This is a genomic window from Ruegeria atlantica, from assembly GCF_001458195.1.
GTDB classification, from domain to species: domain Bacteria; phylum Pseudomonadota; class Alphaproteobacteria; order Rhodobacterales; family Rhodobacteraceae; genus Ruegeria; species Ruegeria atlantica.
The window spans coordinates 1-17,743 of sequence record NZ_CYPU01000038.1 but is presented as its reverse complement, the minus strand read 5'-3'; the positions used below and the strand labels follow the sequence as shown (position 1 = coordinate 17,743).

Annotated in this window: 14 protein-coding genes and 3 pseudogenes; 7 read left to right on the top strand and 10 right to left on the bottom strand. The window is 54.2% G+C overall.

The window, feature by feature from the left end; all coding sequences use genetic code 11:
• The 4 genes and pseudogenes from RUA4292_RS09930 to RUA4292_RS09915 all read left to right on the top strand — a co-directional run.
• Positions 1-935: pseudogene (locus RUA4292_RS09930) on the top strand (IS3 family transposase); the annotation flags it as partial.
• Positions 936-1,098: 163 nt separating this feature from the next.
• The gene (locus RUA4292_RS09925; RefSeq protein ID WP_058277456.1) at positions 1,099-1,782 is read left to right on the top strand and encodes a fumarylacetoacetate hydrolase family protein; all 684 of its coding nucleotides are present in this window, start codon (positions 1,099-1,101) and stop codon (positions 1,780-1,782) included.
• A gap of 57 nt (positions 1,783-1,839) precedes the next feature.
• Positions 1,840-3,375 (top strand): acyl--CoA ligase, encoded by a 1,536-nt coding sequence (locus RUA4292_RS09920; RefSeq protein WP_058277455.1) that lies wholly within the window; start codon positions 1,840-1,842, stop codon positions 3,373-3,375.
• Between the two features lie 4 nt (positions 3,376-3,379).
• Positions 3,380-4,357, top strand: coding sequence for a 2-dehydropantoate 2-reductase (locus RUA4292_RS09915; RefSeq protein ID WP_058277454.1), 978 nt, complete (start codon positions 3,380-3,382; stop codon positions 4,355-4,357).
• Positions 4,358-4,422: 65 nt separating this feature from the next.
• Here RUA4292_RS09915 and RUA4292_RS09910 read toward each other — a convergent pair whose 3' ends face one another.
• Positions 4,423-4,953, bottom strand: a complete 531-nt coding sequence (locus RUA4292_RS09910) for an MBL fold metallo-hydrolase (protein ID WP_233493411.1) — start codon at positions 4,951-4,953, stop codon at positions 4,423-4,425.
• 252 nt (positions 4,954-5,205) lie between these two features.
• Here RUA4292_RS09910 and RUA4292_RS09905 point away from each other — a divergent pair, with 252 nt between their 5' ends.
• Positions 5,206-6,081 carry a 1-acyl-sn-glycerol-3-phosphate acyltransferase gene (locus RUA4292_RS09905; protein WP_145974936.1) on the top strand — a complete coding sequence of 292 codons (876 nt, stop codon included), beginning with the start codon at positions 5,206-5,208 and terminating at the stop codon, positions 6,079-6,081.
• Between the two features lie 139 nt (positions 6,082-6,220).
• Positions 6,221-6,355, top strand: a pseudogene (locus RUA4292_RS25705) (IS6 family transposase); the annotation flags it as partial.
• A gap of 76 nt (positions 6,356-6,431) precedes the next feature.
• On the opposite strand, the gene RUA4292_RS09900 reads toward RUA4292_RS25705, so the two are convergent.
• The 6 genes from RUA4292_RS09900 to RUA4292_RS09875 are packed head-to-tail and all read right to left on the bottom strand — an operon-like array spanning position 6,432 to position 13,750.
• Positions 6,432-7,487 (bottom strand): ABC transporter ATP-binding protein, encoded by a 1,056-nt coding sequence (locus RUA4292_RS09900; protein WP_058277451.1) that lies wholly within the window; start codon positions 7,485-7,487, stop codon positions 6,432-6,434.
• Entirely contained in the window at positions 7,487-8,734 is a 1,248-nt protein-coding gene (locus RUA4292_RS09895; protein ID WP_306346062.1) for an MGH1-like glycoside hydrolase domain-containing protein, read from the bottom strand. The genes RUA4292_RS09900 and RUA4292_RS09895 overlap by 1 nt, the downstream gene beginning before the upstream one ends.
• A 5-nt stretch (positions 8,735-8,739) precedes the next feature.
• Entirely contained in the window at positions 8,740-9,948 is a 1,209-nt protein-coding gene (locus tag RUA4292_RS09890) for a carbohydrate ABC transporter permease (RefSeq protein ID WP_058277449.1), read from the bottom strand.
• A complete protein-coding gene (locus RUA4292_RS09885; RefSeq protein ID WP_058277448.1) occupies positions 9,948-11,180 on the bottom strand; it encodes a carbohydrate ABC transporter permease in 1,233 nt (410 codons plus the stop codon). The genes RUA4292_RS09890 and RUA4292_RS09885 overlap by 1 nt, the downstream gene beginning before the upstream one ends.
• A 57-nt stretch (positions 11,181-11,237) precedes the next feature.
• Entirely contained in the window at positions 11,238-12,593 is a 1,356-nt protein-coding gene (locus RUA4292_RS09880) for an ABC transporter substrate-binding protein (RefSeq protein WP_233493410.1), read from the bottom strand.
• A complete protein-coding gene (locus RUA4292_RS09875) occupies positions 12,590-13,750 on the bottom strand; it encodes a LacI family DNA-binding transcriptional regulator (RefSeq protein WP_082637070.1) in 1,161 nt (386 codons plus the stop codon). The genes RUA4292_RS09880 and RUA4292_RS09875 overlap by 4 nt, the downstream gene beginning before the upstream one ends.
• Before the next feature lie 218 nt (positions 13,751-13,968).
• Between RUA4292_RS09875 and RUA4292_RS09870 the strand changes: the two are divergent.
• Positions 13,969-14,599: pseudogene (locus RUA4292_RS09870) on the top strand (IS6 family transposase).
• 441 nt (positions 14,600-15,040) lie between these two features.
• Here RUA4292_RS09870 and RUA4292_RS09865 read toward each other — a convergent pair.
• From RUA4292_RS09865 to RUA4292_RS24020, 3 genes are all read right to left on the bottom strand, one after another.
• Positions 15,041-15,574 carry a DUF3299 domain-containing protein gene (locus RUA4292_RS09865; protein ID WP_082637069.1) on the bottom strand — a complete coding sequence of 178 codons (534 nt, stop codon included), beginning with the start codon at positions 15,572-15,574 and terminating at the stop codon, positions 15,041-15,043.
• Positions 15,564-16,811 carry an agmatinase family protein gene (locus tag RUA4292_RS09860; RefSeq protein WP_058277446.1) on the bottom strand — a complete coding sequence of 416 codons (1,248 nt, stop codon included), beginning with the start codon at positions 16,809-16,811 and terminating at the stop codon, positions 15,564-15,566. The genes RUA4292_RS09865 and RUA4292_RS09860 overlap by 11 nt, the downstream gene beginning before the upstream one ends.
• Positions 16,812-16,953: 142 nt before the next feature.
• Positions 16,954-17,711, bottom strand: a protein-coding gene (locus RUA4292_RS24020; protein WP_145974935.1) for an IS5 family transposase whose coding sequence is annotated in 2 segments (ribosomal slippage) — positions 16,954-17,393 and positions 17,393-17,711 — 759 coding nt in all. Because the reading frame shifts where the segments join, the coding sequence is not laid out codon by codon here.
• Positions 17,712-17,743 lie beyond the last annotated feature (32 nt).

Genomic DNA, 17,743 nt, shown 5'->3' with positions numbered 1-17,743 from the left:
AAGGAAAATGAGCGGCTCAGGCGTGCGGTATCAGACCTGACGCTCGACAAGCTTATCCTGACGGAAGCATCGAAGGGAAACTTCTAAGCCCCTCTCGTCGCCGTGCTTGCGTCGCTCATGTTCGCAGCCAGTTCAAAGTTTCCGAGCGCCGTGCATGCCGCGTACTGGGACAGCACCGATCCACGCAAAGGCGTATTCCACGGGGCCGACCCGATGAAGAACAGCTGGTGGCCGACATGATCGAGCTTGCCAGGCAGTATGGTCGGTATGGGTATCGCCGGGTTGCGGTGTTGCTGAGAGAGGCTGGATGGTCTGTCAGTGATGGGCGCATTGAACGGCTTTGGCGACGAGAGGGGCTGAAGGTGCCTGCAAAACAGCCCAAGAAGGGACGGCTTTGGCTAAACGATGGTTCATGTGTTCGACTCAGGCCGGAACATAGCAATCATGTCTGGAGCTATGACTTCGTGCATTGTCGCACCGATGATGGGAAACCTTTCCGGACGTTGAACATCATCGACGAGTTCAGCCGGGAGTGCTTGGCAATCAGGGTAAAGCGAAAACTAAACTCGGCGGATGTGATCGATGCTCTGACGGATTTGTTCATTCTGCGCGGCACACCGTCCTACATCCGTTCAGATAACGGTCCTGAGTTCGTTGCTCTGGCGGTTCGCGACTGGATTGCAGCTGTCGGAGCCAAAACGGCATACATCGAACCAGGCTCGCCTTGGGAGAACGGATTTTGTGAAAGCTTCAACGGTCGCATGAGGGACGAGCTGTTGAACGGGGAAATCTTCTACTCGCTCAGAGAAGCGCAGATCATCATCGAAGAATGGAGGAAGCACTACAACACCAAACGACCACACAGTGCACTGGGTTATCGCCCTCCGGCACCAGAAACCATCATCCCGATGGAACACAGGCCGATCATGCACTAACAATCACGTTGGACCCGTCAGATAGGGCTGCTCAAATCGACGGTCACATTGGCGATGACTGAGACAAGAGCTACGTCTTTTCGGGTGTGGCACAGCATCGATCGGAACAAGGCCACAGATTGGCAAACCGATCTTTGGCAACGATGTGTTCAGGAGGATAGCGATGCACGATCTTGTAATTCCCGCGGTGAAGGTTCACGAAATACCGGTAGAAGGCGGTGGCATATTCCCGGTACGTCGGGTTTATTGCATTGGTCGAAACTACGCGGCGCACGCCATAGAAATGGGCCACGATCCAAATCGTGAACCGCCATTTTTTTTCCAAAAGAACCCTGACAACCTCGATCCATCCGGAGAATTTCCATATCCGGCTCACAGCTCGGACGTACATCATGAAGCCGAAATGTATGTGGCGCTTAAATCCGGCGGCACGAAAATTTCTGTCGAAGATGCTCTGGATCACGTCTACGGCTACGGGCTTTCACTGGATATGACCCGACGAGATCTACAGGGCGAAATGAAGAAAATGGGTCGTCCTTGGGAAATCGGGAAGGCATTTGAGCGCTCAGCTCCATGTGGACCGGTGCACAAAGCAGAAGATGTTGGACCGCTCGACGAAGGCGCAATTCGCCTATCGGTGAACGGAGAAATTCGGCAGGAAGGTGATTTGAACCAGATGATCTGGAAAGTCCCTGAAATGATCTCTTACTTAAGCGATTACTTCGAACTTGCTGCCGGCGATGTTATCCTGTCTGGCACGCCCTCTGGAGTTGGTCCAGTAAACCGCGGCGATGTATTGGTGCTGTCGGTCGACAAATTGGGTAGCCTAACTGTCAAGGTAACTTAGCACCCAGACCGAACCCTCTCCGCGAAATCGGCCAATGCTTTTGTAAACGGATCCCAGATGCCCCACTTAGTCGCCGAATTGATCGCACCCTATTCTGGTACCGCAAATGCTATCGGTGCCCCAGGTCGATCTTGGTTGAACTACCTCGGGCTGCGAGAGCTTTGCGCAAAGGTCAAAAAAGATCTTCATCAGATCGGAGTAGGTCGCGGCGACCGAGTGGCAATTGTGTTGCCCAATGGCCCCGAAATGGCGACGGCCTTCATATCCGTCGCCCAAGTGGCGACGACGGCACCTTTGAACCCGGCGTACACTTACGAAGAATACGTTTTCTACCTCAAGGATCTGAAGGCCAAGGCCCTTCTCGTAAACGAAGACGAAGATGGACCTGCCGTAAAAGCTGCTAGGGACCTTGGCATTGCTATCTTGAGGGCCTCTCACGATCGCTTACTTTCGGCCGGTCAGTTTTCTATTTTGCCCTGTGACTCAATTGGCCCGGCTGACACATCCGCACCGGGTAAAGACGATGTCGCCCTGATACTGCACACGTCAGGAACTACGTCGCGTCCCAAAATCGTCCCTCTGACGCAGGCTAATATCTACGCATCCGCGCGAAATGTGGCTTCATCTTTGAAACTGACAATCGACGATCGCTGTCTGAGTATTATGCCGCTGTTTCATATCCACGGGTTGATTGCGGCTGTTGCCGCGTCTTTAGGTGCTGGATCTCAAATTAGCTGCGCCCCCGGATTCAACGCTCTTAGTTTTTTCTCGCAGGTCGCTGAAGTCGACCCGACCTGGTACACCGCAGTTCCGACAATGCATCAAGCTATTCTTGCCCGAGCTGAACGAAACCAAACTATCATAGAGCAGTCGCGGCTGCGCTTTCTTCGGTCTTCTTCTGCTTCGTTGCCGGGACCGGTAATGGAAGAGTTGGTGGCAACTTTTGATGCGCCCGTCATCGAAGCCTACGGTATGACTGAGGCGACACATCAAATGTGTTGCAACCCGCTTACTCCCCAAATGCAAAAATCCGGATCTGTTGGAATAGCGGCAGGCCCCGAAGTCAGAATTGCAGACGAGAACGAAAATGTTCTGATTTCTTCGCGGGACGTCGGAGAAATCGTTATCAGCGGTCCGAACGTGACGCCGGGATACGAAAGCAACCCGCAGGCAAATGCCGCCAATTTCTTTGAGGTGGACGGAAAAACTTGGTTTCGCACTGGTGACCAGGGTTCATTCGACGAAGAGAATTATCTGCGACTGACCGGTCGACTTAAAGAGCTTATCAATCGCGGTGGAGAGAAAATCAGCCCACTTGAGGTTGACTCTGTACTCTTGAGCCACCCAGACGTTGCTCAGGCAGTTTGTTTTGCCGTTCCCCACGAAAAACTGGGCGAAGACATAGCGGCCGCTGTGGTGCTTTCAGAAGGCGCGACGATCCAAGGTCAGGAGGTCAGGGCTTTTGTTGGCGCGCGGCTCGCAAAATTCAAGGTGCCGAATTCAGTGGTTATTCTTGAAGAAATTCCAAAAGGCGCGACTGGCAAGATACAAAGGATCGGACTAGCTGCTAAATTGGGACTGGCAAAGGCTTAGACATATGAAAGTTTGTATCTTTGGTGCCGGAGCTATCGGAGGTTACGTTGCCGCGAAACTTGCACAAACCGATACGGAAGTCAGTGTCGTCGCGCGTGGGCCCCACTTGGCGGCAATGCAGGAAAAAGGACTGACCCTTCTTGAGGAAGGGCAGGATCCGGTCAGCGTTCCAATACGCGCTTCAGACAATGCTGCCGATCTTAGCCCACAAGATTATGTCTTCATCACACTGAAAGCGCATTCCGTCCCAGCAGTCGTAGACTCAATGCAGCCGTTGATTGCAGACGAGACAACCGTAGTTAGTGGAGTGAACGGGGTGCCCTGGTGGTACTTCCACAAACTAGGCGGTCCTTACGAGGGAACGAGGTTGGCTTCAGTCGATCCGGGAAATGTGCAGTGGGACGGTTTTGGACCAGATCGCGTCCTCGGATGTGTTGTTTATCCTGCCGCCGAGGTCATAGCTCCAGGATCAATCAAGCATATCGAAGGCAATCGTTTTTCGTTGGGCGAGCCCGATGGTACTAAATCAGACCGTGCTGCCAAGCTTTCGGCTGCTCTATCCGCCGCCGGACTGCGTACGCCCGTCAGACCAAGAATCCGGGATGAAATTTGGTTGAAACTGTGGGGTAACTTGTCGTTCAACCCGATTTCCGCTCTTACCCACTCAACACTTGATGTCCTGTGTGCCGACGAAGGCACACGCTCCGTGGCACGCGGAATGATGCTCGAGGCTCAGGAAGTCGGTGAAAAACTTGGTGTAAAGTTCCCGATAGACGTTGAAAAACGCCTCGACGGCGGAGCGGCTGTCGGTGCGCACAAAACCTCTATGTGGCAGGATTTGGAGTTGCACCGACCGATGGAAATTGATGCCTTGGTAACTTCGGTGCAAGAACTGGGGCAACTTACGGGTATCTCAACGCCGACAATCGATACAGTCGCATCACTGATCAAACTGAGGGCAAAGGTCGCAGATCTTTACTAGAGTCTTTGTCGGCCTTGCAACGGGAGCATTGCTTGAGGCTGATAACTGAGACTGGTTCGAACGTGTCATAAAGCGTCTTTAGGAGTATTCCTGCACCTTCGATGACACTTAGCTCCTAGTTTTGGGTTGGAAATGCTTGACCTTTGCGTCATGACACGCACATCACCCTCAACCTGAAGATAGTCACACTCGGGCCAGTCTATTGGGCGCGCGTTGCCCCAGTACAACGGCTTGGCGAGTTTGCGTTCATTGGCAGAGATCAGGATCGGCGCCTCTGGAAATGCATGCAACCCGCCCACGTGGTCGATGTGGGTATGCGTGCAAACATGAAGTGTGACATCTTCAGAGGTTAACCCAAGCTTTGCCAACTGTGCTGCAGGTAGGTTGTCTGGTTTGCACTCAAGCACCTCTCCAAACTCATCCAATCGGTCTTCTTCAGAGGCAGATTGGGCGTTCGTAGCATATTTTTCCGGGAGGCCAGTGTCCACAAGGATCGTTTCATTTTCATCCGTTTGGATAGCAAAGCCCGATATGCCGATTATGCGACCGTTGGAGTGAACCTTGAACAAACCGTAGTCCAACACGGCAAGGCTCACCGGTCGACCTTTGATAAAACCTTCAGCCTGCGCTCGGTCTCTCCTCCGTTGTCCGGCAAGAACTTGGCGCACAGCTCGAAAGTCAATGCGCATACGCACTTACGATACCAAATGGATGGCAGGTTGCCTCCCTGGGTAGTCAATCTAGCCAACCCACAGTCTTTACCACAGAAAGATTCAAAAGTGTTCGCTTGGCCGTGTGCCGTTGTTGGTAATGCGTGCTAGCTTTGCGGTAACGATGGGGCAACGGTATTGACCAACGACAAGAAACACGATCCGCTGGATGAATTACTACGCGCTCGGTTGCGCATCCCGGTTGGCGCTGACTTTAAGCTAAAGGCGCTATGTCAGTTAATGAAGGGCGTTGACTGGATCAGTCGCACCGCGACCGGCCAAGCGTTTTTTGCCTTGAACGAAACAGAACGAATTCTGTTGGAACTGGATGAACGTACTGGGCACGACTTGGTACGAGCGGTGCTCGCGATGAATGGGGGAACTGTTGTCAAAGCCCATGGGCTTGAAAACATTCCAGCCAGCGGCCCCGTCATCATTGGATCGACACATCCTATCGGCACTTTCGATTTTTTGGCCCATGCAGGAGCTCTGCTTGACCACCGTTCAGACTTGAAAGTCGTCGCCGGTCGCGAGGCCGAGCGGTTTCTTGGGCGCGATTTGATCGTCCCGGTGGACTTGGACCGACAGGACAAGGTGCTGACGGCGCGCCAAACTCGGGCCGGCATGTTGGCACATTTGGAACAGGAGGGTGCGTTGCTGGTTTTTGGCTCGGGCCGCGTACCAACATTGAAAGACGGACTTCTGATCGAGCCGCAATGGCGAACCGGGGTTACTCGTGTTTCCGCAGAAAGCGGAGCGCCGATTGTTCCGGCCTCGGCGAACATGCGTAATTCGCGGCACTACTACCGAACTCGACGATTGGCTGCGCTACTCGGTGGGGGAAACGACGAGTTCGGACGCAGGGTGGCATCCTTAAGGTACGTGTCAGAGCTGATTGCCAAACTGGGTGGAACCTATAATGTGTATTACGGCCCAATACAGCCTGCGGGAACTGCGCCGGACCTTCTGAAAGAGCTATCAGAAGGATTGGTGCCTGGTCTTTACAAATCATAGGGCACTACAGCAGGGCGAAAGAAAAGATCGGTCAGCACCATGGGTTGTGGGTGCCATTGAGAGTTAGGTCGCGCGTTAGTTTTAGCCTAAGACTAAAACTGAGCTGGTAGGATATGCCTCGGTTCAGGTTTTGTAGCCAATACAGGAATTCGCTTCCGTCCATTCCTCCGTCTACAACAACTTCGATCAGGAAAGATCGCTTGCCAGCAGAGATGCACTCAAGCTGACACGCACCGCCGCCTTCGCCGAGTGGCGCGAACTTGGCGCGGCGTAAAGAGCAGCTATACTGGCCTAGCTCAGACTAGTTCGAATTGGTCTGACAGCATCGAAAAGTCTGATCGGTGGGTTTGCTATCCATGCCCCAGAGCATGCCCGTTTTCATCAAAAAAGTGCAGTTTGTCGGTCGGGAAGTGCAGACCGATCTTCGCCCCTGGCTCAAGGTCCGTATCACCGTTAAGTCGGACGGTTACCTTTTCTTCCACGCCGCAATCAACAATCAGGAAAGTGTCTGCACCTAGGTATTCGATCACCTCGACGATACCATCGCTTTGACCATCACCAGCTGCGACCACCTCAATATGCTCAGGCCGCACGCCGAGTTTGGTTGCGTTTCCGGATAGATCAAACTCACCACTACGACCGTGCTCCAGCTTGTAAGTGCCGCCTTCAGTCGTGCAGGGCAGGATATTCATCTTTGGACTGCCGATGAATTGGGCCACGAACAGATTGGCAGGGCGCTCGTAAAGCTCTCGCGGAGTACCGACCTGTGCGATCTTCCCGTATTCCAGCACCACAATCCGGTCGGCGAGAGTCATTGCCTCAACCTGATCATGCGTGACGTAGATCATCGTGCGCTTGAGGCTTTGGTGAAGTTTGGCGATCTCATACCGCATCTCAACACGAAGCGCTGCATCTAGGTTTGAAAGCGGCTCATCGAACAGGAACGCCGTCGGATCGCGTACGATAGATCTTCCGATCGCCACCCGCTGCCGCTGACCGCCAGACAGGTCCTTTGGCCTGCGCTCAAGGAATGGTCCCAACTTGAGAACCTCGGCGGCCAGGTTGACCTGTTCGGCTATCTCGACCTTAGGTACCCCTGCAACTTTCAGAGAGAACCCCATGTTTTCAGCTACCGTCAGGTGCGGGTATAGCGCATAGGATTGGAACACCATCGTCAGCCCGCGTTTTGAGGGCGGATGATCTGTGACGTCGCTGTCACTGATCAACAGAGATCCGCGCGAGATGTCCTCGAGCCCACCAATCATGCGCAGCAGGGTGGACTTTCCGCAGCCGGACGGGCCGACGAAGACAATGAACTCACCTTCCTTGATCTTGAGATCTACGCCCTTGATAACCTGCGCCGAGCCGAACCATTTTTCGACTGACTTTAGTTCGATGCTACCCATCAGGCCCTCCCTGCCCAGTGAAGCCAGACGGCGGCTGTCCAGGTGAATGCCTGGCCACCCGCAGGGCTGCCGGTTTTTGGGTCGAAGTACTCTGCGAACCCATAGCCCGATATCAGTTCTGCAGTTTTCTGGCGCAGCTGTTCTGCCTGTTGTGCATGCCCCATATCCGCCAGGCCAAACCCGATCATCATGTTCATGAAAGCCCAGGTCGGACCTCGCCAGTACCGACGTGCGTCGAATTTCGGCATGTCCGGATCATAGCTTGGAACGGGGTAAGGCACAGTTTCCAGCACTGATTTCAAACCTTTAAGCATCTGATCAGACTCCATGCCAGCGTACCAACACAAGTATGACGCGTTGGAAATACTCTCGGCCATCTCCCCGGTATGCGCGTCACGGGAGTCGAAGCTCCCTAGGTCCTCGTTCCAAAGCGAACGCGCGCCGGATCCCAGCTTTTCAATGTCTTCACTCAGGCCCTCGGCCTCCAGTTCGAGCTTCTCGCTGATCATCAGCACGTCCCGTGCAGCACGAAGAGTGGTGAACGTCATAGTGGGATCGGCGACGCGGAACGGGTTCAGGGACAACAGGGCTTGCTGGTCCCATCCCGCATCTCTGCCGATCTGAACCAGCTTGATGTATCGGTCGTAGTCGAACTTTGTGGGTCGGTCGTCGCTGTTCACGTGGCTGGTGTCGCGGCGCTGGTATTCTCCAACATCCGATGCATCCATGCGCGCCATGGAGTTGTCCCAATCAGGTGCGTTGTCGCGACCTGCCTCCCACGGATGGGTCGTGCAAACGGCACCGAATTCATCAAGGCGCCATTTCATAATCCAACGATGCCACGCCAACAATTTAGGGAACAGCTCCTTCATGCGAGCATCCCCAAACGCGGTATCCTGTTCCCAGATTTTACGTGCCATGGTCGCGGCAATGGGGGGTTGGATGATGCCCGAAGACGGGATCGGGCCATTGCATCCCCAAACATCGGGACCGGGGAAATACCCTTCATCCTGCTGGTGGAACAGGATATGCGGAACCATGCCGTCTTCCCATTGCCCGGTGAACAGCGTCTCGATCTCAGTCCAGGCGCGATCGAGGTCGAATTGGGCAAAGCCAAGCGCGGCAATCGCGCTGTCCCAGTTCCACTGGTATGGGTACAGCCCCTCGGTAGGAATGGTGTAGCCGCCGCGATCGTTGGCAATCAGGATATTGCGCGCTTCGCGGTCGGGGTTCGTATGTTGGTTCATCTGTGTCATCCTTTGACAGACCCCGCTGTGAGGCCCTTGGTCATGAAACGTTCAAGCCCCAGGAACAGCGCCATGATCGGAACGGTGGCGATCACCGCACCGGCCATCAGGTGTTGACGGGGAATTTCTGAGGAGTTCAGCATCGTGACCCCTCGGGTCAGAGTGAATTTCGACGGATCGTCCAGCAGCATGAAGGCCAGCAGGAATTCGTTCCAGGCGATCATGAAGACATAGAGTGAGACCGACGCCAGCGCCGGCAGGCTGAGGGGCAGGGTGATTTTCCAGATCACCGCCAGACGCGACAACCCGTCCATCAATCCGGCCTCCTCCACCTCGGTCGGCAAACCCCGGAAATATCCTTGCAGCATGTACAGTGCGACGGGGATTGTGGTGACCGGGTAGATCATGACGATCCCAAGGATCGAGTTGCGCAGCCCTGTCAGCGAGAAGGCGATATAGATCGGTAGTGCCAGAACGATCATCGGCACCATGTAGATCAACAGGATCGAACGCGAGAACGCCTTTTGACCCTGAAACCGGAACCGCGCCACCGCGTAAGCTCCGGGCACGCTGAACAGTAGCGTGATGAATACGGTCAGGACCGAGACGTAAAGCGAGGTCCATAGGTATGTACCGAAATTGAAGTCACGAAACAGCTCGGTGTAGCTGCGGAACAGATCGGTGCCCTGGGACAAGTCGACCGAGAAGTCCAACGGGTTCTGTAACAATGCCTGCTGAGACTTCAGGCTGGTCATGACCATCACGTAGAACGGGATCACGACGATTGCCGTGAAGAATATGTACCCGAACCCTGTGAAGAAGCGGATCACCGCCTCTTCGTATTCATGGCGCGTGAGCTCTCCGAATGGCGTTTCTTTAAGGATCGCCGCCAGGGAAAGGTGCATGACGACGGCCATGGCGACAACTGTGACCACAACAGCCTGCAGGGATGTGTCCGAGCCGATCAGAACCGGACCAAACCCGGTCAGCCCGGACAGGCCCAGAAACGCCGATATGCCGAGGCGGGCCGGAGCATGCTGCGCAGGAAAGCGGACATAGACCAAACCGGCGACTGCACCCCAGATCAGGCAGAGCAGAACTTGTGGGCGAAAAGCGGCCCCGGTTGAAAACGACATGGTAATTGCCACCGTGGTTGCGATCACGACTAGCCAGATTGCGCCCAGTACCGGGGCAGTAAGATACCCTTTGCGCATCACAGACCCTCCTCACGGCTGATGAAGCGGAAGAAGACAAAGCTGAAGGCGATTAGGCACACCAGGATCACAACGGCCACCGCCGCACCGGCCCCGATGTTCGAGATCGCAAAGGCCTGCTCATAGACATTCACGGTAAGCGTGCGGGTGCCCGCATTGCCGCCGGTCAGCAGAAAGATGTCGTCGAACTTGTTGAACGTCCAAATAAAGCGCAGCAGGAACAGCACTGATAGAATGCCCAACAGTTGCGGGATGCTCAGCAGCCAGAACTTCTGAAATGGCGAAGCTCCGTCCATATCCGCCGCCTCATACATGCTGGAGTCGATGGACTGCATCCGGGCCAGGATGAACAGGAACGACAGCGGGAAGTAGCGCCAGATTTCGAACACGGTGACCATGATCAGCGCCAATGGGCGTTCACCGAAGAAATTGATTGGCTCGCTGCTCAGCCCCATCTGCACTAGCAAAGCGTTAGCGGAACCTGAGAAAGGGTCAAACAGCGTCACCCAAGTGAATGCGACGGCGATGACGGGGGCGACATAGGGGAACAGGTAGAGGCCACGGATGAAGCCTTGTCCCCTAAAGCTTTTGTTCAGCAATAAAGCGGCGAACAAGCCCATGACCAAAGCGCCAATCGTGCCGAAGACTGTGTAGAACAGCGTGACCCAGAGAACGCCCCAGAATTCAGAGCCATCAAAGACGCGGGCAAAGTTTTCCAGGCTGAACTCAAGGTTGGTCAGAACATTTGGCCCGCTTCCTGTGAGGCGAGGCTCGGATTCTTCGACTAAATCCTCGAATGCTAGGAGATCTCCGTCGACCGTGACCGGGATGCGGATACGCTCACGCTGACCACCATCCAAGGTGCCAAAATCACAAAACAAATCCCGCCCCTCAAGGACGCAGGGCTCGACGATTTCTCCGACGGCGACGCCATCTGGCAGCACATCACTCAGGGTCACGCCTTCAACGGCGATTTCCTGGCTGGAGTTGCGCAGGCGGTATTCGATCCGCAGATCGTCACCAGACCCGCGCAGGCTTTCACGGACAACCGGAGCAGGCGGGCGCAGGTCGGAAAGGGTAAACGGTTTGAAGCTGATCCAGATGATCGCTAGCAAGGGCAGGATCACCACAAGCGACACGCTGATCACGGTCGGAGCCAGCAGCGCCCAAGCCAGACGCGCCTCGCGTTTGGCAAGAGCCCCGGTTCCGGTCGGTGGGGTGGCCGAAGACATGGAATACCTCGAAGGGTTGCGAGCAGCGGCGCGAACGCCGCTGCAGGTGCTGGTTGATTACTGAACTTTGGCCAGCTCTTCGTTCATGGCTGCAACTGCGGCAGCCGCGTCAATCTCATCGTCGATATACTGCCGGACCACGCGGTTGATGGCCTGAGAGTTGATCATCTTCGACGCCAGCGCCAATTGACCTTCAGCCACGCCCCAGCGCTGTGCAACGTCCAGACCGCCCACGATTTCGTCGATCATGGCTTGGTCATAAAGCTCACCCAAGGGGGCCTTGCGGTCAACGCCTACAGGCAGCTCGGCCCATGCTTCAGAAAAGGCTGTCGGATTGTCGGCGTTGCCGCGACGAACAGGGAATTTGCCCTCAGGCGCAATTGCCAGAGTTTGGGTGTACCCGTCATCCATCGCGAATTTCACGAATTCCATCGCGGCGTCCGTATCTGCATCGTTGGTAATGCCGAAATACCGCACATCGCCCCATGCTGCGCCATCCGGGTTGGACGGGCCAGAGAAGTTGGTCACGATTCCAGTCTTACTCGCCAATTCGCTTGAGGTTGGATCGTCGCTAATTGTTGGCGGAGCGCTGTCCCGCAAGCCGGCCAGTTCATCCAGAATGAAGGGCGACCAAATGATCATCGCGGCCTTGCCGTCGAAATACAGCTCTCGCGATTGCTTCCAGTACAGCTCACCCGGAGGCGACGCTTTTGAGATTGCTTTGTAGAAGTCCAGAACCTCGGTTGTCTTGGCCTCATCCAGTGGCTGGAAACCATCAGCGCCAACTGGCGAGACGCCATTGGCGAGAAACACATGTTCCAGCACCTGACTCATGAAGTTCTCATCAACTTTGGTCGCGGCGACAAAGCCGTACATTTCCGGCGGGTTGTGCAGTTTTTCAAGCGCAGCCAATACGCTGTCAAATGAGTTGGGCGCATCCAGGCCGGCTTCGTCAAATAGGTCTTTGCGGTAGACAACCATTTGCGTCCAACCATCGACAGGTACCGAGGCTGTTTCGTCATTAAAGGCCGCCATACCCAATGCGCCGGGTGCAAATGTGTCGGCGCCCAGCTCTTCGATCACTTCTGTCGCAGCTTCGGTGTCAAGGATACCTGCTTCGGCCCAAGGCAGCGCGTATTGCAACGGATGATAGACCACATCTGGCAGGTCGCCTGCAGCGAAGGCTGCGGTAGCTCGTGTGCCCAGATCGGTTTCGGTGACCGGGATCACCTCAACTGTGGTGCCAGTTTCCGCTTTAAACTGGTCCGCCATTTCCTGCTGCTTTGCGAGCCGTTCTGGTTGCTCCTCAGTTGTCCAGAAACGAATTGTATCTGCCTGTGCTGATACGGCTGCCAGCGCCAGCGCCAGCGATGTGCCAAGCATCAGTCGAGATGCCTTTGGTGTAGGTTTCATGATCGGTCTCCTCCCAGATTTCCATTTTTGAAATGTGTAATTTTTCGCGCCAACTCTTTAGGTGTCAGGCGCGGTGGTCCATCAGAATTCCGTTCCAAAAGAACGGCTTCGCCGAGCTCACGCAGGCTTTCCGGTGCTTCTCCACGGGTTTGCCGTATGAGCATTTCAGCAAGGCGTTCGCCAGCCCGCTGTGAATCGACGCTGAATGTCGTAAGACTCGGGCTGACGTACTGGCTTTCGGGTATGCCGTCATACCCAAGGATCGAGACATCCTTACCGATTTGCAGGCCAAACTCGGCACAAACAGTGTATGACCCTAATGCGGCCAGATCAGTCGCAAAGACGATCCCGGTCGGTGGATTCTCCAGTTCCAGCAAAGCTCGGGCTTGGACTGCCCCTTCATCACGGGTGCGCGCGTCCTCGCGTATCAGTTCAAGGTCGATGGGTAAGCCAGCAGCGCTCAGACCTTGGAGATAGCCATCGCGTCGAAGGTGGCTGTAGTTGAATTTCGGATCGCTGCCGACGAAGCCGATGCGACGATGGCCAAAACCACTCAAACGACTGACCGCGCTACGAATTGCCGTTTCACCCGAGATATCAAACCAAGATGTATCGTCGTAAGGGTCCGCTTGCCCGTATCCCGTTCGACCGTAGAGTATGAATGGAACATTCAATGCGCTTAGATACTTGATACGAGCGTCGTCGACTTCCGTTCTGGGCAGAATAAACCCATCGGCTTTGCGCTCTTCCACAAGGCGCCCCAGAACGTTGAGCATATCCTTTTCGGACTTGGCCGTTGAGATAGTCATAGTCCAATCGAATGCGCTGGCACCTTCGCAAGCGCCTGCCAGAAAGTCCTGCAGAAACGGATTGTGCCGGTCCGGTTCCCCGCTGTTAATGACCATCGCAATTGCACGTACTTTCCCTGTGCGGATCGCTTGCGCGTGGCTGAGCGGGCGATAGCCCATCTTTCTTGCAGTAGATTCGACCCGTTTTCTGGTGGTCTCCGAGATGTCGGAATACCCGTTCAAAGCACGCGACACGGTGCTCTTTGAAAGACCGAGGTGATCAGCCAACTCGTCCAGCTTCACCCTTCGGGATGAGGGATCGCGGCGGAGCGAATATTGGCGCTTCGGTAGACGGGGATTCGTTATCATCCCATTATTTGTTCGCTCCGAAACCGGTTTCGGCAACCAAAAAATCGAAAAACGCCTCTGGTTACTCGTTTGACCGCACTAAATCTCCTGTGCTCTGATGTTCACCTGTTCTCTGACAGTTCGATAATTTATGACTTGTTTGATTGGCAGGGGACGCCCATGGCATTGTCGGAGGAAACCGGCTTGAGGCGGGTAGGGTGGTTCCGTAGCTTCGTGGGATGACAAAACCCAATCCATTTCGCTACTTCAAAACCAGCCCAGAGATCATTCGCCTAGCGGTTATGATGTATGTCCGGTTCCCGCTGTCGCTGCGGAACGTGGAAGATTTTCTGCATGAGCGCGGCATCGACGTGCGCCACGAGACGGTTCGATTTTGGTGGAGCAGATTTGGACCTACGTTTGCACCCGAGATTCGATAAAAACGCGCTAGTCGAATGCGCGCATACTCAAACTGGCAGTGGCATCTGGACGAGGTTTTCGTGAAGACAATGGCGAACCACACTACTTTTGGCGGGCCGTTGATCACGAAGGTGAAGTGATTGAAAGCTATGTCACTAAGCGCCGGGATCGTAATGCAGCGTCGAAACTCTTAAGGAAATCAATGAGGAGGTATGGCCGGCCGGAAGTGATTGTGACGGACAAACTTCGGTCCTATGGTGCCGCTATGAAAGTTATTGGCAACGCGCGATGCTGCGTTTCTGACAGATGCGAAGTTTGTAAAAGTTCGCCGCTGTCCATTCTTCAGTGCAAAAACACTTCAATTAGGAACGCCATCTTTACTCACGACACAATTTTAAATTTAACCGAACCGCCGCACTCGCCGAGTGGCGCGAACTTGGCGCGGCATAAATGGCAGCTATTTTGGCCTAGCTGAGACTTGTTCGAATTTGTCTAACAGCACCCTTCAAAACGTGCGTATTAAGGGTTCTGATCGCCTCAAACCAGCGTTCTGTAACAGCAAGTATCTCAGGAGAAGCTTGACCACAAATGACACTCCCAACACAGGCGAAACAAGCGCAAAGTAAGTTCTTCGATCTGGAATTCACCCTACTGAACTCTACTCCGTTTATGCTGCCCACACGCAAGCATGTAATCAAGGAAGAAAATAGAAGAAGCACCAGGCTTACCGCAGACCATACAAACCTGAGGCAGGGTTGTTGAAGCTTCGTCTAGTCCGCGCTCTTAGGGCATGTCTCCGATGTCCGCTTCGTCCGCATAGCGGTCGTTCATCTGAACTCGTCGAATGACCGCTGTGAGCCCAAAGCGGTAACTTATCCCCGGCGAAAGGCCTTACTCGGCGGCTGAGACGTCAGGAATGGTTGCTGTAACTATTTCCGCAGCTTTAATCCTATAAATTGAAGGCGCGAGTGCGCTCTGACTTTGGCGAATGAAAATTTGGCCTGTAACCCAAACAGGGTCCGTCGTTATGTCGAAGCCCGCTGGATACTCAACAGAAATAACTTGATCGGGAAGAGGTGCAGTCGGATGACGGCACTTCTGAGACAGCTGGGGAATCAACAAAAAGCTTTTCACATCTTTGAATTCGAACTCAACGGGATGAGCATAACCTGCAATGAGAACTTGATTGCCTTCCAATTCAGAGTTACCGGGCACACACTCGGCAATCTGCATCGATAGCATGCGATCACTCAAGTCTCTCGGCAAACAATTTGGATTTGGCAGATAGCCTTCCAAGAATTCAGAGCACTCTGCAAGGCGACCTTCTCGAAGATCAGACCACGAAATCTCCCGTGGTTCAGAGACAGCCTCCAAACCGGTTAGAAAAACCAAAAAGACCGGACAGACCAGCAGTCTAATTGTCATTCTGACCGTGAGAAACAGTAAGTGGGCTTTTGTAATCCGGTTCGGTCAGTCCCAGTTTTCGCATCGCAATGCCCGTCAGGCATTCCCTGATTGTTCGGTTGGCATTCAAAGCTGAAACGTAGGTTGGGTCCATTAAGGGAGCAAGTTCAACAATTTCGAACCCAATCACATTTGACTCAGCACAGAGACGACGAATTATCGGAAAAATCTCACGAGGTGTTAATCCGCCTGGCTCGGGCGTCCCAGTTCCAGGTACGAAAGCTGGGTCGAACGTGTCGATGTCAAAAGAGATGTAAATATACTCCGGCCCATCATTAGCCTCGGCAATGACGTCTTCCATAACCGCATCCCAGCCGCGGTGTTCGATCTCAGCCATGGTGTGATAGCGGAACCCGTTCCTACGCATCCATTCAAATGCTTTTTCGTCTGGGTAGTATCCGCGCAACGCCACTTGAATGAAGTTTTTACCTTCAACCATGTCTTCTTCGATCAACCGGAAAACTGGCATGCCATGGTTGATTAGGTGCCCAAGGCCATATTTTCCTGCATCATAATGGGCGTCGAAGTGAACAACGCCCACGTTACCCTTTCCGTAAACGTCCGTCATCGCGGCAACATTTGGGTACATCAGTGAATGATCGCCACCCACTATAAAGGGTATCACATGTCTGCCATCTGCGTGTTGCACTGCCGCTGCCTCACCAACAAAAGATCGAACTGCATGAATTGTGCGCTCTGTGCTCATCATATCGTTCGGGGCATTTCCGTAGTCGACAACGGTCATGTCCTGCAGCGGGTCCACCATTACATGCATATGAGGTTGCCGCGCCCCATAGCCGAGATAAATTGATGAGTTGCGCACAGCGTTCGGCCCGCGTGAGGCACCGCGTGCGCCACCGCCCATATCCGTAAATGCGCCCAAAATAGCGACATCCACTTCAGCAGCAGCGAGATCGCCGGGCGTGAAAGCCAAAGGTTGGTGTAAAAACGTTGGAAGCTGCATGTAGCCTTGACCATAGAAGCGCTGAGGGTCAACAATTCCCGGCTCTCTTCCTTCGCGCAAACCTTCAAAACTTGGCAAGGGTGTTCGCCACGCATTGAAAGTTGGATCCTCGGTGTCCAAGGGAATAACTGGTTGTTCCCCCTCACGGATCGGTGACTGAGTGCCTTCGAATTCGTGGCCGTAAAGCTGAGCGTTTGCGGCACCGGTAAGAGCAAGGCACAAAACAGCGAGCATTTTGGGACCACATTGGAACACCGACAGTCCCTCCTCAAATTTTGGCTATCCCACTATTGTTTCAGAAACTGCCGTTTTAAGCAAATTTCGCCTCAGTGGTAAAAAAAGGCCGGATAGTTGCGTGTCTTCTTAGGCTCAGGACTCATAACCAGAAAATTACGGTTGCGGCGAGAGCGATGGCCGAAAGGAACACCTTGGGGCATCTGTCATGGCGGGTTGCCACGCGCCTCCAATCTTTCAAGCGGCCAAACATGATCTCGATACGATTGCGGCGTTTGTATCGGCGTTTGTCATATTTGACGGCCTTGCCGCGTGACTTTCGCCCGGGGATGCAAGGCGTTATTCCCATATCTACAAGGGCTTCACGGAACCAATCCGCATCATAGCCACGATCCCCAAGCAGCCAGTCGGCTGCTGGCAGGCTACTGACAAGAGCTCTCGCCCCAGTGTAGTCGCTTACTTGACCGGCGGTCATGAAGAACCGAATGGGCCGCCCAACCGTGTCAGCCACTGCATGCAACTTTGTGTTCATGCCGCCTTTGGTACGCCCGATCAGGCGTCCGCGCCCCCCTTTTTGACCGACAAGCTGGAAGCTGTCCGGTGGGCCTTGAGGCAAGTCGCATCGATTGAAATCGTTTTATGGTCAGGGGCTTCAGCGGCAAGGCCCTCCATAATTCGGGCAAACACACCCATATCGCTCCACCGCTTCCAACGATTATAAAGCGTCTTAGGTGGACCATACTCCTTTGGTGCGTCGAACCAACGTAAGCCGTTGCGATTAATAAAGATAATACCACTCAATACCCGCCTATCATCGACGCGTGGCACACCGTGGCTCTTCGGAAAACAGGGCCGAAGCCGTGCCATTTGATCTTCGTTCAGCCAGTAAAGATTGCTCATATAACCCCCGCAGTTTGGGAGCTTGGATCACG